Here is a 26508-nt window from a genome sequence, read left to right as displayed (position 1 = left end):
GAGAGTCAGGGTTGGCGGACGTTGCGCTCGGCGAGGAGTTTGGCGAATGCGCCGGGGTGGCTGCTGATGAAGATGGCGTCGGCCTCTGCGCAGAGGCGGTCGCCGGCGTGGAGGGTTCCGTTCACGAAGATCTTTCGGCCTTCGATGCGATCGACGCGTGCTTCGAAGCGAAGCTCGGTATGTAGCGGTGTTGGGCTTCGGTAGCGGGTGGTCAGCGTGCCTGTCATTCCGGGCTGGCCGGAGAAGGTCTCGGCATAGCCCAGCACTTCATCGAAGGCCGCGGCGATGTAGCCGCCGTGCACGCATCCGGGCGGACCCTCGTAGGCCGAACCGAAGTTCACCGTGCCGTGGACCGTGTCGTGTTCGTCGGAGGTCATCTCGATGGGCGGCGCGAGGGGGTTCGACGGGCCGATCAGTGGACTGAAATCGAAATGGCCACCGCCGTCGGGCGGGGGGTTCTCCGCATCCGGGTCGGCGACGGCGGCTTCCGAAAAACCCAGGTAGCGTTGGCGCTGTGGGTGGGAGGCGAGCCGCTCTGCGTATTCCTCGAGTCGCTCGGCAGCGATTTCCAACTCGTTCTCCGGTGCGTCACTGGTGACCAGCTTTTCGATCACAGCGCGCATGGCCTTGGCCAGGCGCCGCCGAACCGACCATACGCCCGAGACGGGGAACTGATTCACCTCCCAACGGAGCTTGAACGATCGTCTGCGAACGCTGTCGTCCGGATCACCCGAACCGCTGCTCATCCGTGGCTGCCGAAGACGTCGAGAATCGTATGGGCGTTTTCGAGCACGCGTTCCGGCCGGACGCCGATCGAGGGCGGATAGAAGAGCGGATCGTCGGTCAGATCCTTCCACTGGTCGAGGCGGTCCTGGGCTTCATCCGGCGTGCATGCGATGGCGATCTCGTCCACCAGGTCGTCCGGGATCGCTTCGGCCATCGCTTTCGTGTCGAACTTTCGGAGTGCCGCAGAGCAGGCCTCGCCGATGTGCCGCAGGCCATGCAGATCGAGGATCGAGTGGTAGAGCTTCGTCGTGTAGTAGAAACCGATCTGTCCCTTCGCCTCACGCAATGCCTGCTCCCGGGAATCCGCAATCACGCAGACGACATACGGTGCGAGGAGACAGGCTCCTTCCTCTCGGCCTGCCGAAGTCTCTCCCTTTCGCAGCCCGGGCAACGTCACCTCCCGGTGCCAGCGGCGGGTTGCGATGGGATGGCCGACCAGCCCGTCTGCTACGTGCCCCGCCGCGCGGATCATCCCCCGGTTCACCGCAGCGATCCAGATCGGGATCTGTTCCCGCGCCGCACCGGGCCTGGCGTAGATCGGCACCTTCAAGTCCCAGAACTCGCCCTCGAAACGGAAGCCTCCTCCTTTTTGCGCGGTGAATGCCGCGCGCAGGAGATTCACCAGCTCCTCCATGCGCGCCGCCGGCGCGGAGAAGGGCATGCCGAACCAATCTTCGTTCATGCGCTTGGTCGCGCTGCCGAGGCCCAGCACCATGCGCCCCTCCGACAGCTCATCGAGATCCATCGCGGCGCTGGCGTGCAGGAGCGGGCTGCGCGTGAACGCGTTCGCGATGCCAGTGCCGATGCGAATGCGCGAGGTGGCCTGGGCAATCGCCGCCAACGGCACGTACCCGTGTCGATTGAAGAACTCGATCGTGAAGACCGAGTCGAAACCCTTCTCCTCGGCGCGAATGGCGAGCTCGACGTCGCCCCGTGCCGAACCCGTGATGAGGATGAGTCCGTTTCTCATGGCGGTATGCTACCGGCGACCCTGCCTGGACGCTGGCACGGCTCTTCTCCCGGGCGCCGTCCCCGATCGCCCGGAAGGCTCGGGATCAGGCCCGACGCAGGCGATTGCGATCCGTGTGGTGGAAGAGGCCATCTACCGGGCGGAGCTGCAAGACCGTGTCTTCTTCGTAGGAGAAGCAGTCGTCGGCTTCGATGCGCACTTTCAGGTCGTAGCGCACGCAACGCGCGGCCTTCGCAAGATGCGGATTCGAGAGCACGCCGAAGGTCTCCGATCCCACCTCGGCCTGCATCTCCAGCACGCTTGCGTCTGCGGCCGCCGTGCCGCCGGCCAGGATGGTCGAGCCACGCGGCACCATGAAGCAGCGCATCACCTGGCTGGCCGCCGCATCCCACAGCCAGTAACCGACCTCCATGTGGAACGCCTCCTCCTCGCCGATCGGCCAGGCAGTGGTGCGGTAGTCGAGGCCATACAGCTGCTGTGAGCCGTTCACGACGGGACCGAAGGGCTCGAAGGTCATGCGCTCGCGGAACGGAGTCTCCTTCGCCCCGCCCTCGCCGTAGGAGAAGGCGAGGTCGATTCCTTCATTGCCCTCCCAGGTTCCAGCTAGGGGAGCGAGCGGGCCAAGCAGGCTGAGATCCATGGATTTTCCTCTTCTTCGGGGCCGCAATCCTAGGCCTCTTCCCACCGAATGCGAGATTTTCGGTTTTTTTTCGCTCCCATGACCGGAACCGTCACATCCAGGTGGTTTCTTCATTCTCGAGATGAAGGCACGCCCCCACCCCGCGTCCACCCCCCATGGCCCCCGGCGGAGTTCAGTCGCCGCCGGGGGCCAAGCCCCGGGGCTTCGGCCCCCCAAGGATGAACCTGACAAGGAGAACCCCATGATCGCTGCCACCCGTACCCTCACGCGCTGCCTCGTTTGTGGCTTCAACGAGGTCCACACCGATCAGGTCATCGATCGGGGTGTCGTTCTGCTTGCCGAGTGTCCGCGCTGTGACCATCGCTGGACGGAGAGGCCGCATTCGACACCGCTTCGGGTGTGTTCGCCGCTGCCCGCTCGCTTGGTTCGGGTCGCGGCGGTCGAGGCTGCCTAGCCCTACCGTTCCAGAGTGCGGGTCGTCCTCTACACCGGCAAAGGCGGAGTCGGAAAGACGACGACCGCAGCAGCCAGCGCGGTCTGGGCCGCGACCCGCGGCATGCGAGTCCTGGTGGCTTCTGCGGACGCGGCTCACAGTCTGGGCGATGTGCTCGAGGAGCCTCTCGGAGACGAACCCCGTCAGCTGGACATGCAGGACGACGAAGCGTTTTCGGGCACGTTGTCGGCCGTCGAGGTAGATGCCCGGGCCGAGGTGGCCCGGCATTGGGGCGCCGTGCGCGACTACCTGGGCCAACTCTTCCGCCATCAGGGCATCGAAGAGGTGATGGCCGACGAGCTCGCCCTGCTGCCCGGGCTGGAAGAGCTGACGACCCTGCTCGCGGTCGACACCTGGGCGCGGGAGGGAGCCTACGACCTGGTCGTGGTCGATTGTGCGCCGACGGACTCGGCGCTGCGCCTGCTGACCCTGCCCGAGGCCGCCCACTCGGCCCTGCGCATCCTACTCAAGCTGCAACGCGCCATTGCGGGGCTGGTCACGCCGTTGGCACGCAACCTGGTGGCGGTTCCCCTTCCCGGGCCCGAGGTTTTTCGCGACGCCGAGGGATTGATCTACCGCCAGCTCGGGAAACTGCACGAGCTCATCTCCGACCCGGGTACCAGCGTTCGTCTGGTGCTGACGCCCGAGCGCATGGTCATCGATGAATCGCTGCGTGCGCGAACCGATCTGGCGCTCTTCAGCGTGGCTGTCGATGCCGTCGTGATGAACCGGCTGCTACCGGAGCAGGTTGCCGCCGAACCCTTCTTTGCGGAGTGGGTGCGCCAGCAGGCGGCCCGGCGCAATGAAGTGGCCGAGCTCTTCTCGCCGCTCCCCATCCTCGCTGCCCCGCTCCAGGACGATGAGGTGGTCGGCTTGGCGCGTCTCCGAGCGCACGGAGAAATTCTCTTCAGGGATCACGCACCCGAGATGCTTCTCTCGAGCGAACCCGGCCTGGAGTTCAGGCGCGAGGGATCGGGCTACGCGCTGCGACTGCCGTTGCCGAACGCCCGCCCCGGGGACCTCGACGTGACTCGTGTTGGCACGCAGTTGATGGTTCGCACCGGCGCCCTCCGTCGCCCGATTCCACTTCCGCGTCATTTGTCAGGTATCGACATTTCGGGAGCACGCTGTCGCGACGGAGTTCTCGAAGTGCAGTTCCGTCCGACGGAGCCTGTCTAGCATGCGTGTCGTGCTTCTCACCGGAAAGGGTGGCGTCGGAAAGACGACCCATTCGATCACCACGGCGTTAGGCGCTGCCGATCGTGGCCATCGCGTCTTTCTGCTCTCGACCGATGCTGCACATAGCGTGGGGGATGCTCTCGGGCGGCCGGTCGGGGCAAGGCCCGTGCCGATTGCCGAGGGTGTCGTTGCCCAGGAGGTTTCGACGCTCGATGAGCTGGATCGAAGTTGGGGAACGCTCCAGCAGTACTTTCGCCAACTCCTGAAAGAAGAAACGGACGCACTCGTCGCTGACGAGCTGCTCGTCTTTCCAGGCCTCGAGGAGTTGATCGCCCTGCGTGCGATTCGCGATGTCGAAGCCACGGGCGAGTTCGACCTGTGTGTGGTCGATTGCGCGCCAACCGGTTCGACCCTGCGCATGCTCCGCTTTCCGGATGTGCTGCGGATCTTCATGGAGAATTTCTTCGAGCTGGAACGTCGCGGTGCTCGTTTGTTGAAGCCATTGCTCGAACCCTTCAGCGCAGGTGGGCTCGTACCCGGCGAAGAGATGTTCGACGCCTTCGAACGGCTCTGGAGCGATGTCGACGATGTGCGGGAAATCCTGATGGACACCAGCCGCACCACGGCACGCCTGGTGTTGAATCCGACCCAGGTCGTCCTGGAGGAGGCGCGGCGCTCCTTCGCCTACCTCTCGCTCTACGGGGTGGCCACCGATGGTGTGATCGTGAACCGGGTCCTGCCCTCGGCGGCCAGCGAAGGCTGGTTCGGCCGGTGGGCCGCTCGTGAGCAGGCGATCCTGGAAGAGATCCGCACCTCGTTTCCGATCCCGCGCATCGAGGTTCCGATGGAGCCCAAGGAGCTGACGGGCCTCCCGGCGCTTCAGGCCATGGCGGGCCGTCTCTACGCCGAGCGCGACCCGGCCGCTCTATGGCGCCAGGGCCGCCCGATCCGCCTGCGGACCCATTCGGGACATCCGCGGCTCGAGATCGAGTTGCCGGGAGCCGCCAAGGAAGCTCTCGAGGTGGATGCCCGCGGTGATTCCCTGGTGATTCGGCTGCGGGATGCCATCCGCATCGTCGCTTTGCCCCGCAGCCTGGTGGGGCGTCCGATTCGTCGGGCCCGCCTCCACGAGGGCTTGCTCGCGGTGGATTTCGAGTGATCGTCGAGCAGCGGCCCGAAGGCTCGCCGCGCCGCATCGTCAGCCTGGTCCCGAGCCTGACGGAGGCTCTCTTCGCGTTGGGCCTCGGCGACCGGCTGGTCGGCGTGACGGAGTGGTGCGTTCATCCGGCTGCCGAGGTGGCTCTTCTGCCCAAGCTCGGCGGTACCAAGAATCCGGATCTACAGGCAGTGCTCGCGCTCGCGCCGGATCTGGTGATCGCAAACCGAGAGGAGAACCGCCGTCAGGACGTGGAGCGGTTGGCCGAGGCAGGCGTTCCGGTCTGGGTGACCCATCCGCGCAGCGTGGCGGAAGGGGCGGAGCTGCTCGCGGAGATGGCGGGGCTGGGCGCAGGGCCCGAAGCCGTGCGTCGGGTCGTCCAGCCCACCCTGTCTGCCGTAGCGCAGGCCGAATCCGAACCGGTGGAGCGTCCGATTCCCGTCTTTTGTCCGATCTGGAAGGGGCCGTGGATGTCGGTTGGCGAGGACACCTATGCCCACGATCTCCTGCGTCTATGCGGTGGTGCGAACGTGTTCGCAAATCGAACGGATCGCCGCTATCCGCGTGTCACTGAAGAAGAAATCGTGCGCGCGGCTCCCGAGGTCGTGCTGCTGCCCGATGAGCCCTACGCCTTCACCGATCGCGATGCCCGGGCGCTCGCTGACCTGCCGCTGCCGGCTTCTCGCAGCGGTCGTATCCATGTGATCGACGGCACATGGGTGTCTTGGTACGGTCCGCGTATCTCGAGAGCGATTGTGACGCTCCGGGACCTCATGGCTACAGGGGGGTGACCAGAGGTGCCGAGTCGTATTCTACGAATCCGAGGCCGTCGTCCGACGATCAGCTTGATCGCGGGCGTGGCCTTGCTGTTTGCCAGTGCGGCAGGCGGCGCGAACCTCATCGATGTACGGGTCGGGGTCCACAAGGACTACTCCCGCGTCGTCTTCCAGCTCGATGGGGTCTCGCCCTATCGGCTGGCGGAGCTGAGACCGAAGGACGACGGTCGTCTGGTGTTGGTCGTTGCTCTCGATGCAGCGGCGGGCGAACTGGCACCGATCAAGCCCGCAGGGAGCCGCCACATTCGTGCGGTCCGGTTCCGCGGCGGAGCCGACGGGAGCAGGGCCAATATCGTTCTCAGCGGCGACGTAGAGATGAAAGAGCTGGTGCTGCGCAAGCCCGATCGCATCGTGCTCGATTTCTACGATCCGGGTGCTGGCGTCGCGTCGCTGGTATCCGGCCTCGTGGCGACCAGCGTCGCAGATGAGGGGACGCCTGAACCCGCTGAACCGGTCGCAGAGGCGCCGCTCGAGAGCGGTGAGTTCGCCGCGGTCAGCCAGCCGATCGATCCCGAAGCGGTGGCGGAGGTGGCTGCCGAACCAGCCGGCGAGACGGAGCCGCCTTCCGAAGCGCCCGAGGACGGTATCCAGGAGCCCGAGGCGGGGCCGGACGCGCTCGAGGGGGAAGTGCTCGGCACCGTTCCGGACGAGTTCGAGCCTGCTGAAGGGCCCGACGATGCCTATGCCGGTGTCGAAATCGGGGAGGTCGTGGCAGAGGAGCCCGCCCAGGAGATGCCGTCGGGTTTGAGCCCCGAGCCCACCGATTCTTCGGAGAGCCAGTCGAGCGGGAGCCTGCTCGGCAGCCCGGTAGGAATGGCAGCGCTGGCAGGCCTCGCCCTGGTTGTGCTGTTGTTCGTGCTCGGACGCCGACGCCGAAGCGACCCGGAAGAAGAAACCCTCTCGCCGCTGGATGCGGCGGACGATGGCGCTGGCGCGGTTACCGAAGGCGCTGAGGAGCAGGGAACCACGGAGGCCCCCGAGGTCGCCGTGGAGCCCGTGGTCGACGAGAGCGCGCTGCCGCCGGCAGGCGAGTACGACATCGAGCCTGGCGCGATCCGCGTCGATGAGGTGGCCGAAGAGGCTGTCGTGGAAGGAACTCCGATGGATCAGGAAATGGACTATCCCGCACCGGCCGCGGCCGGTTTCCCGACGGCACCGCTGGCCGGCATGGGATCGAGCGAGGCCGGAACGGGTGAAGTGGCCAAGACCGTCGAGGAGTTCGATCGTCGCATCGCCCATCTCGAGAACCGCTTGGAAGAGGTGGTCGACGCCAAGGAGCGCCTGGAACGACAGGTTTCCGCGCAGACCGAAGAGCTGCGGGTTCAGCGGGCAGCCATCGCCCGCACCCAACGCGTGTTGCGCACCATCGCCCGGCCCGAAGAGGAAGCGAACGAGCCCGCCCCGAAGCTCTAGGCGGCTGTCCAGAGCCCGAGCCGTCAGGCCGCGGCGGTCTCGTTGACCAACGCGAGTGCGCCGAGCGCGCCCGTGAACTCACCGTCTTCGAGGGAAACCGGCTGACGGCCGAAGGCCGCCGTCGTACCGAGCAGGATCGCTTGCAGCGCCGGGTTCTCGCGAAGGGTGGCGCCGCCGAACACGACGCGCTTCACCTGGTGGGTGCCGGCCAGTGCCGAACACAAGACCGCGACGTTCTCGCCCACCATGCCCATGATGGCTTGGGCGAGGTCTTCCGGGCTGCAGGCCTTGCTGCGAATCACGGGCTTGCCGAACGCTGCCGCGGTGGCGTCCCCCGCCAGGGCGATCTGGCCCGGCTGGTAGATATCGCCCACCAGCAGGTCCACATTGCGTCGGTCACCCTTGGAGGCCAGCTCCGTGAGGTGCGAATAGGAACTCTCGCCCACCAGGAGGGAGCCCAGGCCCATCACCGTGCCTCCGCCAAGTGCCGTCCCGCCGACCCGGCTCACCGCCATTCCGTCGCAGAGCATGACCGAGGTGCCGGTTCCCAGAGAGACGAGCAGGAATCGCTGGTCCTCGGATGTGTCCTGTCCGTCCAGCAGGACGCTCGCGCCGCGCCCCCAGGCGGCGAATTCGTTGATCAGAAGCGGCTCGGCGGGCAGCTGCTCGGCCAGATCCTGGGCTCCGGCGCCGGTCAGGCCCACCCGGCTGGGGGCTATCTCCGCCACCGCCTCGAGCACCGCGCTTGCGTCCCGGGAGGGTAGAAGCCGAAGCTCCCGCTCTCCGGAATCGTGGCGGATGGCCAGCTTGGCGAGGCTCGCTCCGAGGTCGAGGCCCATCGCCCGCCCTCCGCCAGCTTTCTCGCTCTGATCCCGCCCTGCGCTCATGAATCCCGCCTGATTCCCCTTCGGGGGCATGCCTGATATTCTCGGCTGAACCGCATTGGGCCAACGACCTTCATGTATACCCAGTTCTACGGACTTCGGGAAAAGCCGTTCTCCCTGAGTCCGGATCCTCGTTATCTCTTCCTGGCGGATCCCCACCGGGAAGCCTTGGCGCACCTGCTCTATGGAATCGAGCAGGGCGAAGGCTTCATCTGCGTCACCGGGGAGGTCGGGACCGGGAAGACCACGCTTTGCCGCACCCTGCTCGGCAGGCTCGAGGCTGGCACCGAAGTGGCCTTCATCTTCAATCCCCAGCTCTCGGGGCTGGAGTTGCTCCAGGCGATCAATGCGGAGCTCGGCCTGCCCGTGGAAGACCACGATCGGCGTCAGCTCCACGAGCAGTTGAACCGCTTCTTGTTGGCCAAGCGCCGGGACGGCCGGCGCGTGCTGCTGATCGTCGACGAAGCCCAGGTGATGGAGCGCGATGCCCTCGAGCAGGTTCGGTTGCTCTCGAACCTGGAGACCAACACGGCCAAGCTGATCCAGATCGTGCTGATCGGGCAGCCCGAACTCGACACCATGCTCGAATCGCCGGATCTGCGACAGCTTCGCCAGCGCATCAGTGTGCGTTGGAGGCTGACGCCGCTCTCGGTCACGGACACGCGAGATTACGTCCGCCACCGCCTGCGGATCGCAGCGGGCGCACCTCGCGAGTTGTTCACGGATCTGGCGCTGCGGGAGATCCACCGCCGATCCGGCGGTATTCCCCGGCTGATCAATCTGCTCTGTGATCGGGCTTTGTTGGCCGGCTATGCGGCGGAAGCCAAGGCGATCGGTCTCGGGTTGGTGACCCAGACCGATCGGGAGGTGCGAGTCAGCACAGGCTCGAAACCGAGAGGAACACGCGGCAAGTTGCTGGGCCGACTGGGCGAGCTTCTGGGACGCATTCGTCTGCCGACCTGGATCCGTGACGGAGCCCTTCCGGTCGCGGCCGGGGCCGGGCTGCTGACGATCGCGATCGGAGGCTGGCTGGCCTTTTCGCCTTCGGGTCAGGGAGGATCGTCGCCGGAGGAGCCCCCGGCCCAGCGGCTCGAGAGCGTCTCCGCCCCGCCCGCGCCAGTCCCTGCCGAAACCCTGGAAATGGCGGCGGATGCGCTCCCGGCCGTGGGGATGGCTCCGCCGCCGGATGAGCTGGCACCTGAGGGCGAATACGACGAGCTCGACCTGCCGGAGCCCGAAACCCTGGCGCCCCCCGGCCAGGATCTGGGCCTGGCGCTGGGACGGAGTTCGCCGGCGGTCACGATGGCGACTTCGCTCGATGCCCTGCTCGAGACATGGCAGGAGGTGCCGCTTGCAGCCGATCTGCTTTCGCTGCCAGACCTGGTCGAGGCATTGGACGATCAGGGGTTCTCGCTGCTGAAACTGAGGGAAGCCCGGCTTGCGACCCTCCGGGCGCTGGATCTGCCTGCACTGTTGGTGCTCGAGGCGTTGGACGGTGCGCCACGTTATGCGGCTGTCACGGCGCTCTGGGAGGAGGGCTTGCGCCTCGAGGGCATCGGGCCTGTCGCTTTCGAAGTGACGGACGAGCAGTTGCTCTCCCACTGGACCGGAGAAGCCTTCGTTCCGTGGCGGGATTTCGAATCGCTTCCCTCGGTGATACGGCCCGGCGCCCAGGGCGATTCAGTGCGCTGGCTTCAGCAGGCTTTGACGCGCCTGGGCCTGCTTCGAGGCACGGCAACCGGACGCTACGACGCGGCAACCATCGCCGGCGTGCGGGCGCTCCAGAAGCGACTGGAACTCGGCGTGGACGGGACGGTCGGGCCCGTGACGAAGATCGAGCTGTACCGCGCTCTTCCGGGTTACGTGCTGCCGGAATTGGCGACTGAGGATCGTTCATGAGTACGATCTTGAAGGCGCTCGAAAAGGTGGAGGAAGACGAGCGACTCGGTCGTACGCCCGGGGACGCGGAGCCCGGGGCCCCGCTGGAATCTGCTGCTCCTGCAGAGCCCGCATCGCAGGAGGGGCGCAGGCTGCCCTGGCGCGGCGCCCTGGTGGGCGCTGCGGTCGTGACGTTCACGCTGGGATTGGTCTGGTTGTGGAGCCCCGAGCAAGCCGAGAAGGAAATCGCTCAGACGGCGCCTGGCGAAGCCCGGCCTGCCCTCCGCGCAGCTGCCGAGCCCACAGAGACAGCGGCTGTCAGCAGCGATCTGGACAAGTCCGTGCCGACAGCGTCGATCGGCAACGATCCGGGCGACCTCGCCAATAGCATCGCTACGCGCCTCGCCGCGGCGGTGTCTGACAAGCCGCCCGTATCCAACGTTGCTCCGCCTCCGGCCGCCGAGCTGCCTCGAGGCCGGGTTGTGCCGCCCGCCCCGGAATCGCCTCGAGGCCGGGTCGTGCCGCCTGCCGCGGAACCGCCTCCTCTGGCGGGCGCGGCCGAGATCCAGCCGACGGCAGAAGGGCCGACCTCTCCGCCTGCGAGCACTGTTCGATCGGTTCCTCCGTCACCGGCCCCTTCCCGCGCTGAGCCTCCGGTCGCTTCGCTACCCGCGGCGCTCCCCGAGGATCCGCCTTCCGTCGAGCCCGCCCCCACGCCGGTCGCACCGCGGGCCGAGGCGAGTGTCGCATTGGCACCGCCAGCGGCGCGAACCGAGCCCGAACCCAGGTCCACGCCTCCAACCGCTAAGCCCGAACCGGCACCAAAGCCTCCGCCGGCCAAACCCCGGCCTACGCGAGTCGTGTCGATTCCCCCGGCGCCGACGGTGCACGTCACGAGAACCGTCTGGCATCCCAGCCCGGATCGGCGCAGTGCGCAGGTCGAGGTCGAAGGTTTCGTCGAACCCCTCGAGTTGAAGGAGGGGGACGCGGTTGGCGTGCTGGTCGTCACAGAGATCCAACCCTCGGCCGTCGTCTTCCTGCATGGCGGGGCGCGCCTGCGACGTTCCGTCGGGAAGTAGAGCGGCCGACCAGAGGCCCGTGGCGTAACTAACGTACCGTGATCGTTCCGTTGCTCGCTCGGAGACGGATCGGCGTGCCACCCTGACCGAGGGTGACCTTGAGTCGTCCGCGCCGTTCCGGGCTCTCACCGGAGAGTTCGCGGGAGGCGCGGATCAGACCGTTGTCGACCCGTACGTCGAGATCCCCGTCGGCATCGTCGGGGAGGTCGAGGGAAATCCGGCCGTTGCTCGTGACGAGCGTGATGCCCTCTTTGCCCAGTTCATCAATCTTGCAGGTGACGGTTCCATTCGTCGTCGAGGCATCCACGCCGCCGCGATGTTCCTCCACCTGGATCTTGCCATTGCTCGACCGGGCCAGCAGCCGCCCGCAGGTGCAGAGGGTTTGCACCTTGGCGTTCATGGCCTGGAGATCCATATCGCCGACGACATTGCTCGCCCGCACCGGGCCGTTGCTCGAGTGTGCGCGTACCTTACCGCGCAGGCCGTCCAGGCAGATGCGCCCGTTGGCCGCCTGGACTGCAACCCATACCTCTTTCGGAAGGCGGATCGTCAGGTCCGCCCGGCCCTGGCGGTTCCATCGGCCGGGGATGTCGACTTCGATTTCCAGCACACCCTGGGCATCCTCCCGGGTGAGGAGCCGGATGTCTTCGACCAGCCGCTGGGCACCTGCCTCGGATTCGGCGCGCGCCGTCTTGTGGATCTCGATCTCGATATCGCTGCGATCCTCACCGACGACCTGGGTGCGACCGTTGGCGTTGTCGACCCGCATCCGCATCAGCGGTGGTGTTTCGAGGTGGAGTGTCTCCGTTACTTCGGCCCGCTCGCTCCACGGCACGCCGGAGAGCAGACTCCGAATGAAGCCGCTGATGCCCCGTCCGCGAGTCGGCTGGTCGAGGCCGTCGTCGTCGCAGTCGTTTCGACTCATCCTGTGGCCTCGTAGGGTTGGCGCGCACGAGTGTGGTGGAGTAGTCGCTCCAGAATTGCACCCCCCGGGCCTCTCAGCGAAACGGAGGCGACGGGTGTGAGCTCGCTCTCGTAGGGGTTCACCTCGATGAGGCTGCCACCGCCGCGTAGCACTTCGAGCGGGAACTCGGCAGCGGGATAGACCGTGGCGGAAGTGCCGACCACGAGCATGCAATCACAGCCCTGGACGGCCGCATAACAGGCGCGCAACACGTCCGGCGGGATCGGTTCGCCGAATTGCACGGTATCGCCCTTGAGGATGCCTCCACAACGGTCGCAAAGGGGAGGCAGGGCATCCGGGTCGACCTCGACCTCGTCCGGGTCGAAGCGCTCGTGACACTCCATGCATCGCAACATGGAGTGGTTGCCGTGGATTTCGAGCAAGGAGTGGCTGCCGGCCTGGCGGTGCAGATCATCGACGTTCTGGGTGATCGTGGCCGTTAGCACGCCAATTTCTTCGAGGACGACCATCGCATCGTGGCCGAGGTTCGGTTTGGCCTGGCCAAGGGTTTCGAGCAGCCCCTTGGCCCACGAGGCCGTCGGGTTCAGTCGCTCTCGCCACGCCTCGGCCGGATCCGCGAGGAAGCGCTGATAGCCGTCCATCGGGGGTTCGCCGTACTTCGTCCACAAGCCGCCGGGGCCCCGGAAGGGCGGGATGCCGCTTTCCACCGAGAGCCCTGCACCCGTCAGCGCCACGACCCGGGAGGCGCGGCGGAGAAGCGCCGCTGCCTCGCTGATCTCGGCATCGAGGGCCGGGCTGAGGACGAAGGGTTCGGACATCAGTGGAACGTCCTGTGATCGTCGCGCCGGTCTTCTTTCTGCACGGCACGCAGCTCTCGACGCATCTTCCAGCGTCGGTAGCGATACTTGATCTGCTTGAGCCCGACCCGCTCACCCACGCCCATGCGTTGCAAGAGGATCCAACCGACGAGAACTCCGCCGAGGTGGCCCACATGGCTCACGTTCGACGGGCCGCTGAAGAGTTCCATGACGAACAAGAGCGGGATGAGCCAGATCGCCTTGATGGGGATCGGGGGGAAGATCAACATGATCGTCCGGTCGGGCCACATAAGGGCGTAGGCGAGCAGCACGCCGAAGACCGCGCCGGATGCTCCGAGGGTCGGGATCACGTACTGGATCGTCGGCATGCCGAACAGGAAGAGCAGGGCGGGCCAGGCGGCAATGATCACGCCGGCACCGACGCCGCAAAGGACGTAGAAACGAAGGAAGCGCCGGTCGCCCCAATGGCTCGCGACCGGCGAACCAAACATCCAGAGGGCGAACATATTGAAGAGCAGGTGGAACACCGTGCTGGTCGAGTGCAGCCACATGTAGGTGGCTGGCTGCCAGAAGAAGCCCTGCTCCCAGACGCGCTGGGGCCAGACGGCAAAGAAGGCTTCGACGATGCCCGGGAAGAGGTTCTGCAAGATGAACACACCGACATTCGCGATCATCAGGTACTTGATCACGTCGGGTGTCTGGGGCGGGCCGAAGCCCACCGAATATCCGCGTCCGTTCAAAGCTCGCTTGCCTCCCCGTTCCGGTTGGATACCGCGGGGTGTATGCCGTTCCGCGACCCGGCTAGCCACCCCCAGAGTGGCAAACCCAGTTCGCGAAGAGCGGCTCAGACAGGCGGGAGGGCGCGGTTCCCGCGTACTCTGGCCAGACTACGGCGTGTAACTCCGCGGGTCAACGAGGCTTTCCAGCTAGGGGGCGAGCGCGTCAATAGCCTGATGCGCTGCGTCACGATCGAGGCCGGTCAAGTCGAGGAGTGGCCGGTCGATCCCGGCGCTGCGCAACTCGCCTAACTGGTCCCGGCAGGCATCGGGGCTTCCGGCGATCACCGCCGAGTCGATCTCGTCATCCGGCAGCCAGGAGAACCAGGGGTACCAGCGCCGAAAAGCATGACGCAGCTTGTCGGCGCCGCTGCCCCCCTGGGGCCGCGTCATGACCCAGAGCTGCCGGCCGAGGGTCGTCGGGTCTCGGCTCTCGGCTGCGCAGGCGTCCACGAGTGCGCGTAAGGCGGTTCGGATCCTGCTTGGCGAGGCCGGCACGTTCAGGTCCCACCACTCGGCATGTCGTGCGACGACCGGCAGAAGAGGTGAGCTGGCGCCGCAGCCAATTTCGAGAACCGGTCGGCCCTCGGGCATGATCGGGCGGATCTTCGCACGATCGAGCTGCACCCATCGACCGCGTTGCGTCACCGGCTCACCGCGCCACAAGGCACGACACGCCATGACGGTTTCTTCCAGCCAGGCCGCGCGCTCGGTGGGCTCGGCCCACGGCAGACCGAAACGCTGGTCCGTCGCCTGGCCACCGATTCCAAGCAGAAGGTGGAGCCGGCCAGGAAACAGCCGTTCCTGGGTCGCGGTCCACTGGGCGAGCCGCGCTGGATTCCAATGCTGCACGAGGCGGATGGATCCGACACCGATTCGTGTCGTCGCACCTAGCAATGCGGTGGTAAGCGTCGCACCGTCGAGGACATCTCCCTCGCCCCTCCCGGGCATCATGGAGACGTCGCCATCGGTGTAGACGACGTCATAGCCGCAGGCCTCGGCGTGCTGCACCAGCTCGAGGAGCGTCTCCCAGGCGTAGTGTTGCCAGGCCAACACCACGCCGAGCCCAGGCTTCACGTCAGGCGTCCCAGGCGTCGCGCCGCATGGATCAGGGCCAATGCGCTCTTGCCATCGCGCAATTCGCCACTCCAGATCATTTCCAGCGCGCGCCCCAGCGGCGTCGGCACGACCTCGATGATCTCGTCGTCCTCGGGCCGTGCTGGCACCTCTTCGAGGTCGAAAGCGGCGAACAGGTGGATCACCTCGTCGGTGAAGCCTGGGGTCGTCCACACCGAGCCCAGCTTCTCCAACCTTCCAGGGCGGCGCCCGGCTTCTTCTTCGAGTTCCTTGGCCGCACAGACTTCCGGAGTATCACCGTCGAGTTTGCCGGCGGGAATCTCCCAGATCATGCCCCCAGCGCAGTGGCGGTACTGGCGAATCAAGAGCACGACGTCGTCGGTTTCGAAGGGCACGACGGCGGACGCACCAGGGTGGCGCAAGACGTCGAGTTCTACCGTGCGCCCGCCGGGCAGGTGGGCTTCCTCGACCTGCAGGCTGAACGAGCGTCCCTGATGGATCACGCGATTCAATGGGGGCATTCCTCACGCAGCGGGCACGCACTGCAGTTGGGCCGTTTGGCATCGCAGCATTCGCGGCCATGGGTGATGACCCGATGAGAATAGACAGTCCATTCCTTCTCGGGGACGAGCGTCATCAGGTCTCGCTCGATCTTGTCCGGGTTCTCCTCGGTCGTGAGGCCCAGGCGTCGATTCACACGCTTCATGTGGGTATCGATGGTGAGGCCCGGCACGCCGAAGCAATTTCCGAGCACGACGTTGGCTGTCTTGCGCGCCACTCCCCGCAGGGTGACCAGCTCGTCGAGGGTGCGCGGCACTTCTCCTTCGAAATCCTCGCAGACGCCTCGGGCCGCGGCCTGGATTGATTTCGTCTTTTGACGGTAGAAGCCCGTGCGACGGATCAACTGCTCGATCTCGCTGGGCTCGGCATTCGCCAGTGCCTCGGGTGTGCCGAACTTCGGGAACAACTCCGCCGTGACCTGATTCACCATCGAATCGGTGCATTGGGCCGAGAGGATCGTTGCGATCAGCAACTGGAAGGCGTTCTGGTAGTGGAGCGCACAATCGGCGTCCGGGTAGGCGCGGGCGAGTTTGCGGACGATTCGTCCGGCGCGTTTCTTGCGGTCCGTGCTGCTCTCCTCGGCCATGGCTTCGGACTCTAGCCGTAGGCGTTCAGGTTGCGCATTCTCCGTTCATGAAGTGGACCGAACGGATGGTGACGGTTGCCCGTCGGGATGATCCCCAGGCGAGCCTCGAGGCGATCTATGTGGCGGCGGGGCCGGACGCGCCCAAGGGTGCGGTGGTGGCGCCGCCGCATCCGCTCTACGGCGGAAGCCTGGAATCGCCCGTGGTGAACGAGCTGGCCTACGCCTGTTTCAAGCAGGGGCTGGACAGTCTGCGCTTCAACTGGCGGGGGGTCGGCGCAAGCTCCGGTGAACCGAGTGGCGAGGCGGACGATGCAGACCAGGACTACGCAGCGGCTCTCGACCAGATCGCCGAGACGGTGCCAGGGAAGCTCGTCGCTTGTGGCTATTCCTTTGGTGCCGCGGCCGCGGTGCGGGTCGCCGCCCGGCATCCACGGGTCGATCGATTGATCCTGGTGGCACCGCCGCCGGCATTGATCTCAGCGGAGACGATCCTCGGGAGCGGCAAGCGTGCGCTGGTGATCGTCGGTGCGTTGGACGATCTCGCGCCGGCGAGTGCCCTGGAGACGGCGTTCGGCGACGCACCTCAGGTGGAGTTGGTCGTCCTGCCGGAAACGGATCACTTCTTTGCGAGGGGCCTCGCTGAACTCGCCCGTTGTGTCGCCGGCTGGCTGCCTTCCGCTTCAGCCGAGCGGTAGCCAGATGCGGAGGCGCGCGCCTCCGCTCGGACGATTGACCGCTTCGATGCGCCCTCCCGCTTGTTCGATGATGCGGGCAGTGATCGCCAGGCCGAGGCCGCCGGGGCGCTCGGACTTGGTCGAGAAGAAGGGTGTGAAGAGGTGGGGGCGCACTTCGTCCGAAATGCCAGGACCGTCGTCGTCGATGTCGACTCGGAGCCGGCCCGCGTCGTCCCGGGCCGAGATCATGACGGTGCCACGAATGGGTGACGCCTCGATTGCATTGAGGGACAGGTTGAGGAGGATATGGCGGAGTTCATCGCCGCCAAGGCCGATGGTGGGGAGCGTCTCGGGCAGCTCGGCGACGAGGGAGAGCTCCCGGTCTTCCGCGCGGAAACGCACGAGTGCGAGCACGGTCTCCAGGGCTTCGCCAAGCTCGCCGCATTGTTCCTTGCGCGGGGTGCGCCCGTGCTGCAGTACGACCGTCAGCAGGCGTTCGATCCGTTGCAGCTCTTCCCGCGCGATGCCGAGGAAGTTCTCCGTGAACTCCGGATCGGATTCGCGTTCTGGGAGCAGTTGCAGGAAGGTCTTGATGCTGACCAGGGGGTTGCGGATCTCATGGACGACTTCAGCGACGAGCCCGCCCAGGGCGGCCAGCCGATTCAGCTGTTGAATCTCCTGATCGAGGCTGGAGAGCCGCTCCGCCGCGGCGGCCGTTTGTAGCGGCGCGCGCAGGCGTTCGGCGGTCGCACTCAGGGCAGCCAGGGTGCGGGGGCGCACCCGATTCGGCGGCTCGCCCGGCCCGCCCAGCAACACGAGACCGGCCGCAGGACCGTGGGTTTCGATACCGAGGATTGGTGCGACCGCGCTGAAGCCCTGATCGAGCAGCGGCGCCAGTTGCGGCGAGGCGTTCGTTTCGCCCAGATCGAAGGCGCGACCAAGCGCCAGGGCTGCCGCGAACGGAGCCTGCTCGGGCAGCACCAGCGATGCGCCGTCGATCCGAGCCGCAAGCACCTGTGGTTCGCCTGCTGGCCCCGCGCTCCAGATGGCGACCCGAGTACAACGGGTGGTGGCGGCAAGCTGATCGAGCGCACGCCCGAGCAGCGTGTGAAGGTCCCCCTCCAACGCAATCTCTCTCGCGCCGTTCGTCACCTGTCGCCGCGGCTGGGCCGAGTTCTCGATCGGACGTTCCCCCACCCCTGTTGCTAACGTGCCGACCGTAGGTATGTCAATCCACGATCGCACTCTGCACGACGCCATCTTGTTCGATCTCGATGGTGTCCTGGTCGATTCACGTCATGCGATCAGCCAATGCCTGAACCATGGTTTGATCGAACTGGGGTTGGCTCCAGAGCCGGTCGAAGCGCTCCACGGCTGGATCGGCGCTTCGCTCCACGATGTGTTTCGCGCGCTGCTCTCCGCCCGGGGTGCCGATCCCGCACTGGCACCGGCCGCCATCGAACACTACCGGGAGCGCTACACGATCGTGGCACCCAAGGCGACGCCCGCATTCGAAGGGATCCCCGAGGTGCTCGAAACGCTCGCCGCCGATCACAGGTTGGCCGTCGCGACCTCGAAACCCGTGGAATTCGCCAGGCCGATCCTCGAGAGCCTCGGTCTGGCCGTCCATTTCGAGGCCATCGTAGGCGCGCCCCTCGACAAGACGCATCACGAGGACAAGACCGCGACGGTCGGCCGGGCACTCCGGATCCTGGGCTTGGAGCCACCGGATTGCTGCGCCGCAATGGTCGGCGATCGTCATTTCGACGTGATCGCCGGCCGAACCCACGGCCTGACCACGATCGGCGCCGTCTGGGGAATCGGCGGCAAAGACGAACTCGAGCAAGCCGGCGCAGACCACCTGGCCGCCACCCCCGCCGACCTCCCCCAACAAGTCAACCAGCGGGAAAAGTCAACCAGCGGGGACGGGGTTTACAATTGACTTCTTGCTTTGCAAGAAGTCAATTGTAAACCCCGTCCCCGCTGGTTGACTTGTTGGGTTAGAGGTCTTGTTGGAGGCGCCGTCGTTCCTTGGAGACGGTCACGGCGCGGTCGGCTTGTTCGGTGGGTTCCGTGCCTTCGGCGAAGGCCTGGAAGAGGGTCTGGTCGCTGCCCGAGGCGGCCAGAAGGCCGCTCTTGCCATCGATGCGGGCGAACACGATGCCTTCGGGAACGGCGAAGTCGCGCACCGGCCGGTCGGCCAGGGCGGCGCCCATGAAGTCGATCCAGATCGGCAGGGCAGCACGACCGCCGGTCTCGCCTCGGCCTAGCACGCGCTTCTCGTCGAAGCCGACCCAGACACCGGTGGCGACATCCGGGGAGAAGCCCACGAACCAGGCGTCTCCCTGGTCGTTGGTGGTGCCGGTCTTGCCAGCGACAGGACGTCCCAGGCTTCGGGCACGGCGGCCGGTTCCGCGCGGGTGTTCGACGACCAGCCTCAGCACGGAGCTGGCCAGGTAGGCTTGCTGCGGTGGCATCGCGTAGCCCTCGGGGAGTTCGTTTTCTTCCGGGGGCTCGGGAAGCTCCGCAATTTCGGCTTCAGCCGGCTCATCCGTCGGCGCCGTGAGGGGCAGTGCTTCCAGGAGCACCTCGCCATTGCGGTCGAGCACCCGGAGGATCAAACGCGGCTCGACCCGTCGTCCGCCTGCGGCGAAGATCCCATAGGCCCGGGTGATCTCGAGCAGCGTGACCGGGTTCGAGCCGAGGGCCAGGCCGAGATTGCGCTCGAGCGGCCCCTCGATGCCGATTTCCCGACTGAACTCCATGACGTGGTCGATGCCGACATCTTGCAGCAAGTGGATCGTGGCGTTGTTCACCGAACGCGCCAATGCCTCGCCTAACAAAATGGGCCCGAGGAACTTGCGTCCGTAGTTCTCGGGGCGCCACGTGAAGCCCTCGCTTTCGATGACGACTGGCCGGTCGTAGAGGATCGACGCGGGGGTGTAGCCTCGCCCCAGAGCCGATGCGTAGACGATCGGTTTGAAGGCGGAACCGGGTTGGCGGGTTGCCTGGGTCGTGCGATTGAACTCGCTGTCTTCGAAGTCATAGCCGCCGACCATCGCGAGGATGTCTCCGGTCTCGACTTCGAACGACAACAGGGCACCTTGCGCTTCCGGGTGTTGTGCCAGGCTGGCGCGCGGCAGGGCGGCGTCTGTGGTCTCGGTGGTACCGAGCGTGACCGGCACGATGTCGCCTGCGGAGAAGACCTTCGTGAGATCCTTGACCTCGCGGCGCGGCTCTTCTTCGCGCCGTGCCCAGCCCAGATCTTCCAGCCGGAGTTCCGCGTCCATGCCCGGCGCCAGTGCGATTCGCGCACGTTCCTTCTCGACCTCGAGCACCAATGCCACCAGAGGCTGGCCACGCAGCTCCGGTTGCTCGTCGAGAGCATTCAGACGAGCGATCTCCTCGAGGGCCTGGGTCGGGTCGTCGCTCTCCAGGTTTTCGATGCGGCGAAGCGGCCCGCGGAAGCCGCGACGCCGGTCGAGCGCCTCGAGACCGCCGCGCACGGCGGCGACTGCTGCAGTTTGAAGATCCAGGTCGATGCTGGTTTCGATGCGCAGACCGCCGTGCAGGACGGCGTCGTTTCCGAGAATCGCGACCAACGAGCGCCGGACCTCTTCGGTGACATAGGAAGCCGCGGTGTTGGTGTCTGCCTCCGGGTCTCGGAGAAGCGGCGGCGCTTCCACGGCTGCTGCATGGGTCGCCACATCGAGGAATCCCTCCTCGCGCATCCGGTTGAGCACGTACACCCGCCGCTCCTCTGCGCGTTCCGGATTCAAGTACGGCGAGTTCCGACCGGGCGCTTTCGGAAGCCCGGCGAGCAGCGCCGCTTCGGAGGCGTCGATCTCGCCGATCGCCTTGCCGAAGTAGGTGTGCGCCGCTTCGCCGATACCGTATGCACCTGCGCCGAAGTAGATCTGGTTCAGGTAGAGGTAGAGGATCTCATCCTTGCTGAAGCGCTGCTCGATGCGCCGAGCCAGGATCAACTCGCGGATCTTGCGCGTGTAGGTCTGCTCGGAACTGAGCAGCAGCTGCTTCACCGTCTGTTGGGTGATCGTGCTGGCGCCCTGGACCGTTTCTCCGCCGGCTCGCAGGTTCGCCCAGGCGGCCCGCAGGATGGACAGGTAGTCCACGCCGGCGTGCTCGTAGAAGGTGTCATCCTCGGCGGCCAGGAAGGCGTGGATGACGAGCTGCGGAACCTCTTCCAGGGGCGTCAGCTGGCGGCGATGCTCGTAGAACTCACCGATCGGACGGCCTTGACGATCGAAGACGTTGCTGGTGAGCGCCGGCCGGTAATCGGCCAACGTCTCGAAGCTCGGCAGATCGCGCACGAACTCCACGTAGAACGCGCTGCTGGCAGCCCCCAGGGCCAGACCCAGCACCACGACCGCCGCAAGCAGAATGCGGAACCGGCTCAAAGCCCAGGCTCCACTCGGATGTGGAAGCGGCTCATTGGCCAGGATCCCCCGATCTCGGCCGCACCGTAGCCGACGGCGCGGGCACTGCGCTAACCAGACCCCTCATTCCGCTTACGGGTTCCCCGCCTGGGGAGCTGAGGATTTCCTGAACGTGTCAGTCCGACCCCTGCGCATGGCCTTCGTGATGGACCCGCTGGACTCGATCGATATCGATGCGGATACCAGCTTCGTGCTGATGCTGGCCGCCCAGGAGCGCGGCCACGGGCTCTGGTTCGTGGATCCTGCCGACCTCGGCGTGGACGCACGCGGGGCTGTCGCCACGGTGCGCCCGGTCACCTTGCGGCGCGAGAAGGGCAACCACGCGAGCGTCGGCGAACCGAGCCACGTGGCCCTCGACGAGGCGTTCGACGTGGTCTGGCAACGCAAGGATCCGCCGGTCGACGAGGAGTTCATCGTCGCCACCCAGATCCTGGGGCTCTGCAGCAAGGCCCTGGTGTTGAACCGGCCGGCGGGCATCCTGGCCGCCAACGAGAAGCTCTACGCCCTCAACTTTGCCGATTTGATGCCCGAAACCCTCGTCACACGCGAGATCCCCTGGCTGCTCGAGTTCCTTGATTCCCTCGGTGGCGAGATGATCGTGAAGCCCCTCGATGGCCGCGGCGGAGAGGGGATCTTCCTCGTCACCCGGGACGACCGGAATCTCAACTCGATCCTCGAGCAGAGCACTCGCTTCGGCGAGCGTCGGGTGATGGCCCAGCGCTACCTGCCCGACGTGCGCATCGGCGACAAGCGGATCCTGCTGCTCGACGGTGAACCCCTGGGCGCCCTGCTGAGGGTCCCCGCCGAGGGTGAAGTGCGAGCCAACCTCCACGTCGGTGGCAGGGCCGCCGAGGGGATTCTCGACGACACCGACCGCACCATCATCGAGCGGGTCGCCCCATGGATCCGCCGGGATGGCCTGTTCTTCGTCGGGCTCGACGTGATCGGCGGAAAGCTGACCGAGATCAACGTCACCAGCCCCACCGGGATCCAGGAAATGAACGCTTTCGACGGTGTGCGCTACGAGGTGGACGTGATCGAGGCGGTCGAGAGCAGGCTGGCCTAGGGCCGCCCCGGCCCCACCCTCGGTGGGCGGTTTTTCCGGACTCGCAACTCCGTCGATAAACCCCTGTTTTTCCTATTGACACCGTCGGGGGCGCTCCCGATCCTCTGTGGTGTACCGCCGGTCCTCCCCCACCGCGGTGCGGTTCCTCCAGAGCCCCGCCTCCCCGGGCGGGCAAACCGAACCACACCAGAAAAGGAGGGGTCCATGGCCACCAAGGTCGCAAGGACTGGAATCACACGAGAGAAGGGCTGGCTCTATTACCTCGATAAAAAGGGGCATGTGAGCCGGGCCAAGATGGCGCGGGGCGGCGGCAAGCCCTCTCGGGTCAAGCCCCAGATGGTCCAGAAGGCCGGTGTCGAGCGGGAAGACGGCTTCCTGTACTTCATCGACAAACAGGGTGATGTCGCTCGCACCAAGATGGCGCGACGAGGCCGCCCTGCCCGGCGCAAGACGGTCCGGCGCAAGACTGCGCGCAAGACGACGCGGAAGAAAGCCGTGCGGAAGACCACCCGCAAGAAGGCGACGACCCGCAAGAAGGCCACGACGCGGAAGAAGGCGACCACTCGCAAGAAGGCGTCGACCCGCAAGAAGGCCACCACGAAGCGAAAGACGGCGCGCAAGAAGACCACGCGGAAGAAGGCTGCCAAGCGGCCGGCTCGCAAGACCGCGCGGAAGACCACCCGCCGCAAGACGGCCCGGAGGCGCTAGCGCATCGCCTCGGAGTCTGAGAAGGCGGTCGGCCCGAGGGTCGGCCGCCTTCTTGCGTTGGGGCCCCGCCAGCCGAAGGTGCCGCGTTTTGCTGCACCCCTCGCTGATCGCTAGGGTGCTCTCAAGTGGTCCCGGAACCCCCGACCAGCATCGAGGGCGCTCGCCAGGGCGTCGGCAAGGATGAGCGGCCCTTCAAGGTGCTGCTGGTCGACGATGAGGTCGCGATCCTCGAATCCCTCGAGCTGACGCTCGCCGAGGACTACACGGTCTTTGCCGTCGACAACGGCCGAGACGGGCTCGAGATCCTCGAGAACGAGGAGATCGACCTGGTGATCGCCGACCAGGTGATGCCGGAGATGACCGGTGTCGAGTTCCTGGAGAAGGTGATCGAGATCCGCCCATCCTGCGTGCGGATGATGCTGACAGGCTATGCGGACATCAACATGGTCGTTCGGGCGATCAATGAGGGCCGCATCTACCGCTACATCCAGAAGCCCTGGGAGCCGGACGAGCTGCGCCTGGATGTGAAGCGGGCTCTGGAGGCGTACCGGCTCAACGCCGAGAACACCCAGCTGGCCGCGGCGCTGGCCCAGGCCAACGAGCAGCTGCGGGCCGAGAACATCTACCTGCGCCGCGAGGTGGAGCGTCAATACGCGTTCGACCAGATCATCGGGGCGAGCCCGGCCATGCAACGCGTCTTCGACGTGATGGAGAAGGTGGCCCAGACCGATGCGACGGTGCTGCTCTCCGGCGAGACCGGCACCGGCAAGGATCTCGTCGCCCGTGCAATCCACTACGCAGGTGAGCGCAAGGAGCATCGCTTCGTCGCCCAGAACTGTGGCGCGCTGCCGGATACGCTTCTCGAGAGCGAGCTCTTCGGCCACAAGCGCGGTGCATTCACTGGCGCCCACCAGGACAAGAAGGGGCTCTTCGAGGTTGCCGATGGCGGCACGATCTTCCTCGATGAAGTCGGCGAGACCGAGCCGGGGATGCAGGTGCGCCTCCTACGGGTGCTCCAGGACGGCGAGATCCGGCCCCTCGGCTCGTCGGAGACCCGCCAGGTGGACGTGCGCATCATCGCCGCCACCAATCGGGATCTCCGCAACGAGGTGAAGGAGGGTCGCTTCCGGGAAGATCTCTACTACCGCCTGCGTGTGGTCGAGGTCGCGATCCCGCCGCTGCGCGAGCGGCCCGAGGACATCCCGACGCTTGCCCACCATTTCCTGGATGTCACGAACGAACGCATGGGCCGAAGCCTGGCGGGCTTCACGAACGCGGCGATGGACCGTCTCACCGGTCATGCCTGGAGCGGCAACGTCCGCGAACTCGAGAATGAAATCCAGCGAGCCATCGCCCTGGCGGGAGATGAGGAAACGATCTCCGAAGCCATGCTCTCGGAGCATCTTCGCGCCGAATCTCCGCGGGAACCCGCCGGCGGTGGCCGCTCCCTCCTCGAGGAACGCGATCTCAACCGGGCCGTCGATGCACTCAAGCGGAGCATGATCGCCCACGCCATCGAAGAAGCTGGCAGCAAGACCCGCGCGGCCGAGCGGCTCGGGATCCCCAGGCAATCGCTTCAGAAGATGATGAAACGCCTGGAGATGGACTGAGCGCCCCCGGCTGCGTTCAGAGCGCTCGCCAGAGGCGGAGCCAGTCCCAGGCGGTTCGGACGATCGTCTCCAGGTTGGAGTGGCGCGGCTGCCAGCCGTAGGCTTGCCGGAAGCGAGTGGCGTCGGCGACGAGGACCGGGGGGTCTCCGGCGCGGCGCGGCGCGTCTTCGCAGGGAACCGGCAGCCCCACGACCCGGCCGACGCCTTCGATGACCTGGCGATTGCTCAGGCCCGCACCGCTGCCCAGGTTGAATGCCCCTCCGGGGCCTCCACCGAGCAGGCCTTCGATCGCGGCGACATGGGCAGATGCCAGATCCGTGACGTGTACGTAGTCGCGCACGCAGGTGCCGTCGGGTGTCGGGTAATCCGTGCCGAAGAGCTTCAGCGCGGGCCGCAGACCGGCCGCGGCTTCGAGGGCCAGCGGGATCAGGTGGGTTTCCGGCTCGTGGCACTCGCCCAGCCCGCCGTCAGGATCCGCGCCGCAGGCATTGAAGTAGCGAAGGGCCGCCCAGCGCATGCCATGGGCGGCCTCGACGTCGGCCAGGATGCGCTCGACCATGGCCTTGCCAGCGCCGTAGGGGTTCACGGGCGCCAGCGGCACGGTTTCTGCGATCGGTTGCGTTTCCGGGTTGCCATAGACGGCCGCCGTGGAGGAGAGCACGAATGCGCGTGCGCCGTGATGCAACGCCCGCTCGATGAGGTTGGCCGCCGCCAGCACGTTGTTCCGGTAGTAGGCCAGCGGATCGGCCACGGATTCGCCCACCTGGATGGAAGCCGCGAAGTGCAGCACACCGTCGAAGGGGCCGTAGCTCGCCAGCATGCGATCGACACCGGCCCGGTCGCCGACGTCGCAGCGCACCAGCGGCGCATCCTCCACGGCGGATTCGCGGCCGCTGCGCAGGTCATCGATCACGACGGCGGTGTGCCCGGCCTTTCGCAGAGCGCGCAGGGTATGGCTACCGATGTATCCGGCACCGCCGGCGACGAGAAGATGGGGCAACGTACCTCCGAGAGTCCACGCGACTGAGCGACCCTGCTATTGTGACGCCCCGATGGAGAACCTCCACGTCGCGGAGTTCGAGACACGCCACGGCCTGATGCGCTGCGCCTCCACCGAGCGCGGCCTGGCCTACGTCCACCTGCCCCGGGCCGGAGGGCGCGGGCTGGATGGCTGGCGGCGCCGGCACGCCCCCGACGCCGAGCCGATCACGGCCTGGGAGCCGAACCGGGTGGCCATCCAGCAGATCACCGAGTTCCTGGAGGGCAAGCGCTCCAGTTTCGATCTGCCCCTCGATCTGCGCGCGACTCCCTTTCAGCACCTCGTCTACCAGGCGCTGCTCGAGATTCCGTACGGCGAGACACGCACCTATGCCGAGATCGCCCGCAGCATCGGCCAGCCCAAGGCGGTGCGCGCCGTCGGCACGGCCAACGGCGCGAACCCGATCTCCCTTGTCGTCCCCTGCCACCGGGTCGTCGCCACCGGAGGCAAGCTCGGCGGCTACGCCGGCGGTCTGCCGATGAAGAAGCAGCTCCTGGCGATGGAGCACGCCAAGCCGCTAGCGGGCAACCTGCTCTAGCGGGGACGTTCCTTGCGAACTTGCGTTGTTGGGGTTGTGGGGGAACCCCACAACCCCAACAACACAAGTTCGCAAGGAACGTCCCCGCTAGGAGTCTGCGCGGCAGAGGGCCATTGAGGGGTGAGTCTCGCTAGAGTGAGCCATGCCGCGAGACTTTCGACGCTACGAGCCGGACCAGTCGCTTCTCCTGCCGCCCTCGCTTCGGGATTGGCTTCCCGGGGATCATCTGTCGCACTTCGTATCGGATGCGATCGAGGCGATGGACCTGAGCGCTTTTGACGCCCGCTACGGAGACGAGGGGCCTGGCAACCAGGCCTTCGATCCGCGGATGATGCTGAAGGTGCTGGTGTATGGCTACG

At 66.4% G+C, this 26508-nt stretch carries 27 protein-coding genes; 14 read left to right on the top strand and 13 right to left on the bottom strand.

Annotated elements, in window-relative coordinates; genetic code table 11:
* Positions 1 to 5: 5 nt before the first annotated feature.
* From GY937_06475 to GY937_06465, 3 genes are all read right to left on the bottom strand, one after another.
* Positions 6 to 746, bottom strand: coding sequence for a PaaI family thioesterase (locus tag GY937_06475; protein ID MCP5056357.1), 741 nt, complete (start codon positions 744 to 746; stop codon positions 6 to 8).
* Positions 743 to 1756, bottom strand: a complete 1014-nt coding sequence (locus GY937_06470) for an LLM class flavin-dependent oxidoreductase (protein MCP5056356.1) — start codon at positions 1754 to 1756, stop codon at positions 743 to 745. Before GY937_06470 ends, GY937_06475 begins: the two co-directional genes overlap by 4 nt.
* An 85-nt stretch (positions 1757 to 1841) precedes the next feature.
* The gene (locus GY937_06465; protein ID MCP5056355.1) at positions 1842 to 2396 is read right to left on the bottom strand and encodes an FABP family protein; all 555 of its coding nucleotides are present in this window, start codon (positions 2394 to 2396) and stop codon (positions 1842 to 1844) included.
* Between the two features lie 241 nt (positions 2397 to 2637).
* Between GY937_06465 and GY937_06460 the strand changes: the two genes are divergently transcribed.
* From GY937_06460 to GY937_06440, 5 genes are read left to right on the top strand one after another with little or no spacing between them, the layout of a single operon-like run.
* On the top strand, positions 2638 to 2850 hold the full coding sequence (locus GY937_06460) for a hypothetical protein (protein MCP5056354.1): 213 nt from the start codon (positions 2638 to 2640) through the stop codon (positions 2848 to 2850).
* A 15-nt stretch (positions 2851 to 2865) separates the two neighbouring features.
* Positions 2866 to 4068, top strand: coding sequence for a TRC40/GET3/ArsA family transport-energizing ATPase (locus GY937_06455; GenBank protein ID MCP5056353.1), 1203 nt, complete (start codon positions 2866 to 2868; stop codon positions 4066 to 4068).
* A 1-nt stretch (position 4069) separates the two neighbouring features.
* A complete protein-coding gene (locus GY937_06450) occupies positions 4070 to 5227 on the top strand; it encodes an ArsA family ATPase (protein MCP5056352.1) in 1158 nt (385 codons plus the stop codon).
* Positions 5224 to 6015, top strand: a complete 792-nt coding sequence (locus tag GY937_06445; protein MCP5056351.1) for an ABC transporter substrate-binding protein — start codon at positions 5224 to 5226, stop codon at positions 6013 to 6015. The genes GY937_06450 and GY937_06445 overlap by 4 nt, the downstream gene beginning before the upstream one ends.
* 6 nt (positions 6016 to 6021) lie before the next feature.
* Positions 6022 to 7473 carry a hypothetical protein gene (locus tag GY937_06440; protein MCP5056350.1) on the top strand — a complete coding sequence of 484 codons (1452 nt, stop codon included), beginning with the start codon at positions 6022 to 6024 and terminating at the stop codon, positions 7471 to 7473.
* A 23-nt stretch (positions 7474 to 7496) separates the two neighbouring features.
* Here the strand turns inward: GY937_06440 and GY937_06435 are convergent, their stop codons facing one another.
* The gene (locus tag GY937_06435) at positions 7497 to 8360 is read right to left on the bottom strand and encodes a hypothetical protein (GenBank protein MCP5056349.1); all 864 of its coding nucleotides are present in this window, start codon (positions 8358 to 8360) and stop codon (positions 7497 to 7499) included.
* Positions 8361 to 8432: 72 nt separating this feature from the next.
* On the opposite strand from GY937_06435, the gene GY937_06430 reads away from it, so the two are divergent.
* Together GY937_06430 and GY937_06425 are read left to right on the top strand one after the other, a co-directional pair.
* Positions 8433 to 10256 carry an AAA family ATPase gene (locus tag GY937_06430; GenBank protein ID MCP5056348.1) on the top strand — a complete coding sequence of 608 codons (1824 nt, stop codon included), beginning with the start codon at positions 8433 to 8435 and terminating at the stop codon, positions 10254 to 10256.
* On the top strand, positions 10253 to 11314 hold the full coding sequence (locus tag GY937_06425; protein ID MCP5056347.1) for a hypothetical protein: 1062 nt from the start codon (positions 10253 to 10255) through the stop codon (positions 11312 to 11314). The genes GY937_06430 and GY937_06425 overlap by 4 nt, the downstream gene beginning before the upstream one ends.
* A 28-nt stretch (positions 11315 to 11342) precedes the next feature.
* Here GY937_06425 and GY937_06420 read toward each other — a convergent pair whose 3' ends face one another.
* The 6 genes from GY937_06420 to nth all read right to left on the bottom strand — a co-directional run bounded on the left by GY937_06420 (position 11343) and on the right by nth (position 16057).
* Positions 11343 to 12239: a DUF4097 domain-containing protein gene (locus GY937_06420; protein ID MCP5056346.1), complete on the bottom strand. Its 897-nt coding sequence runs from the start codon at positions 12237 to 12239 to the stop codon at positions 11343 to 11345.
* The gene (locus tag GY937_06415; GenBank protein ID MCP5056345.1) at positions 12236 to 13057 is read right to left on the bottom strand and encodes an NAD-dependent protein deacylase; all 822 of its coding nucleotides are present in this window, start codon (positions 13055 to 13057) and stop codon (positions 12236 to 12238) included. Before GY937_06415 ends, GY937_06420 begins: the two co-directional genes overlap by 4 nt.
* Positions 13057 to 13797 (bottom strand): rhomboid family intramembrane serine protease, encoded by a 741-nt coding sequence (locus GY937_06410; protein MCP5056344.1) that lies wholly within the window; start codon positions 13795 to 13797, stop codon positions 13057 to 13059. Before GY937_06410 ends, GY937_06415 begins: the two co-directional genes overlap by 1 nt.
* A gap of 186 nt (positions 13798 to 13983) precedes the next feature.
* A complete protein-coding gene (locus GY937_06405; GenBank protein ID MCP5056343.1) occupies positions 13984 to 14910 on the bottom strand; it encodes an LLM class flavin-dependent oxidoreductase in 927 nt (308 codons plus the stop codon).
* Positions 14907 to 15431, bottom strand: coding sequence for an NUDIX hydrolase (locus GY937_06400; GenBank protein MCP5056342.1), 525 nt, complete (start codon positions 15429 to 15431; stop codon positions 14907 to 14909). Before GY937_06400 ends, GY937_06405 begins: the two co-directional genes overlap by 4 nt.
* Positions 15419 to 16057, bottom strand: a complete 639-nt coding sequence (gene nth / locus GY937_06395) for an endonuclease III (protein MCP5056341.1) — start codon at positions 16055 to 16057, stop codon at positions 15419 to 15421. The genes GY937_06400 and nth overlap by 13 nt, the downstream gene beginning before the upstream one ends.
* Positions 16058 to 16104: 47 nt before the next feature.
* On the opposite strand from nth, the gene GY937_06390 reads away from it, so the two are divergent.
* A complete protein-coding gene (locus GY937_06390) occupies positions 16105 to 16752 on the top strand; it encodes an alpha/beta fold hydrolase (protein ID MCP5056340.1) in 648 nt (215 codons plus the stop codon).
* Here the strand turns inward: GY937_06390 and GY937_06385 are convergent.
* Positions 16738 to 17928 carry a hypothetical protein gene (locus GY937_06385; GenBank protein ID MCP5056339.1) on the bottom strand — a complete coding sequence of 397 codons (1191 nt, stop codon included), beginning with the start codon at positions 17926 to 17928 and terminating at the stop codon, positions 16738 to 16740. The two genes, GY937_06390 and GY937_06385, sit on opposite strands and share 15 nt — an antisense overlap.
* 28 nt (positions 17929 to 17956) lie before the next feature.
* Here GY937_06385 and GY937_06380 point away from each other — a divergent pair, with 28 nt between their 5' ends.
* Positions 17957 to 18673, top strand: coding sequence for an HAD hydrolase-like protein (locus tag GY937_06380; protein ID MCP5056338.1), 717 nt, complete (start codon positions 17957 to 17959; stop codon positions 18671 to 18673).
* Positions 18674 to 18731: 58 nt separating this feature from the next.
* On the opposite strand, the gene GY937_06375 is transcribed toward GY937_06380, so the two are convergent.
* Positions 18732 to 21149, bottom strand: a complete 2418-nt coding sequence (locus GY937_06375; GenBank protein ID MCP5056337.1) for a PBP1A family penicillin-binding protein — start codon at positions 21147 to 21149, stop codon at positions 18732 to 18734.
* Between the two features lie 166 nt (positions 21150 to 21315).
* On the opposite strand from GY937_06375, the gene gshB reads away from it, so the two are divergent.
* From gshB to GY937_06360, 3 genes are all read left to right on the top strand, one after another.
* The gene (gene gshB / locus GY937_06370; protein ID MCP5056336.1) at positions 21316 to 22254 is read left to right on the top strand and encodes a glutathione synthase; all 939 of its coding nucleotides are present in this window, start codon (positions 21316 to 21318) and stop codon (positions 22252 to 22254) included.
* Positions 22255 to 22458: 204 nt separating this feature from the next.
* Positions 22459 to 22962 (top strand): hypothetical protein, encoded by a 504-nt coding sequence (locus GY937_06365; protein ID MCP5056335.1) that lies wholly within the window; start codon positions 22459 to 22461, stop codon positions 22960 to 22962.
* 125 nt (positions 22963 to 23087) lie between these two features.
* Positions 23088 to 24572 (top strand): sigma-54-dependent Fis family transcriptional regulator, encoded by a 1485-nt coding sequence (locus tag GY937_06360; GenBank protein MCP5056334.1) that lies wholly within the window; start codon positions 23088 to 23090, stop codon positions 24570 to 24572.
* Between the two features lie 16 nt (positions 24573 to 24588).
* Here GY937_06360 and galE read toward each other — a convergent pair whose 3' ends face one another.
* Complete coding sequence (galE, locus tag GY937_06355; protein MCP5056333.1) at positions 24589 to 25572, bottom strand: UDP-glucose 4-epimerase GalE; 984 nt, start codon at positions 25570 to 25572, stop codon at positions 24589 to 24591.
* A gap of 97 nt (positions 25573 to 25669) precedes the next feature.
* Between galE and GY937_06350 the strand changes: the two genes are divergently transcribed.
* Both GY937_06350 and GY937_06345 read left to right on the top strand, forming a co-directional pair.
* On the top strand, positions 25670 to 26149 hold the full coding sequence (locus GY937_06350) for a methylated-DNA--[protein]-cysteine S-methyltransferase (protein ID MCP5056332.1): 480 nt from the start codon (positions 25670 to 25672) through the stop codon (positions 26147 to 26149).
* A gap of 142 nt (positions 26150 to 26291) precedes the next feature.
* The coding region (locus GY937_06345) for an IS5/IS1182 family transposase (GenBank protein MCP5056331.1) at positions 26292 to 26508 on the top strand (217 nt) is incomplete at its 3' end.

Source organism: bacterium (assembly GCA_024228115.1).
Lineage (GTDB): Bacteria > Myxococcota_A > UBA9160 > UBA9160 > UBA6930.
Note: the sequence above shows the minus strand (reverse complement) of the source record. Positions and strands in the feature narration are given on the sequence as shown.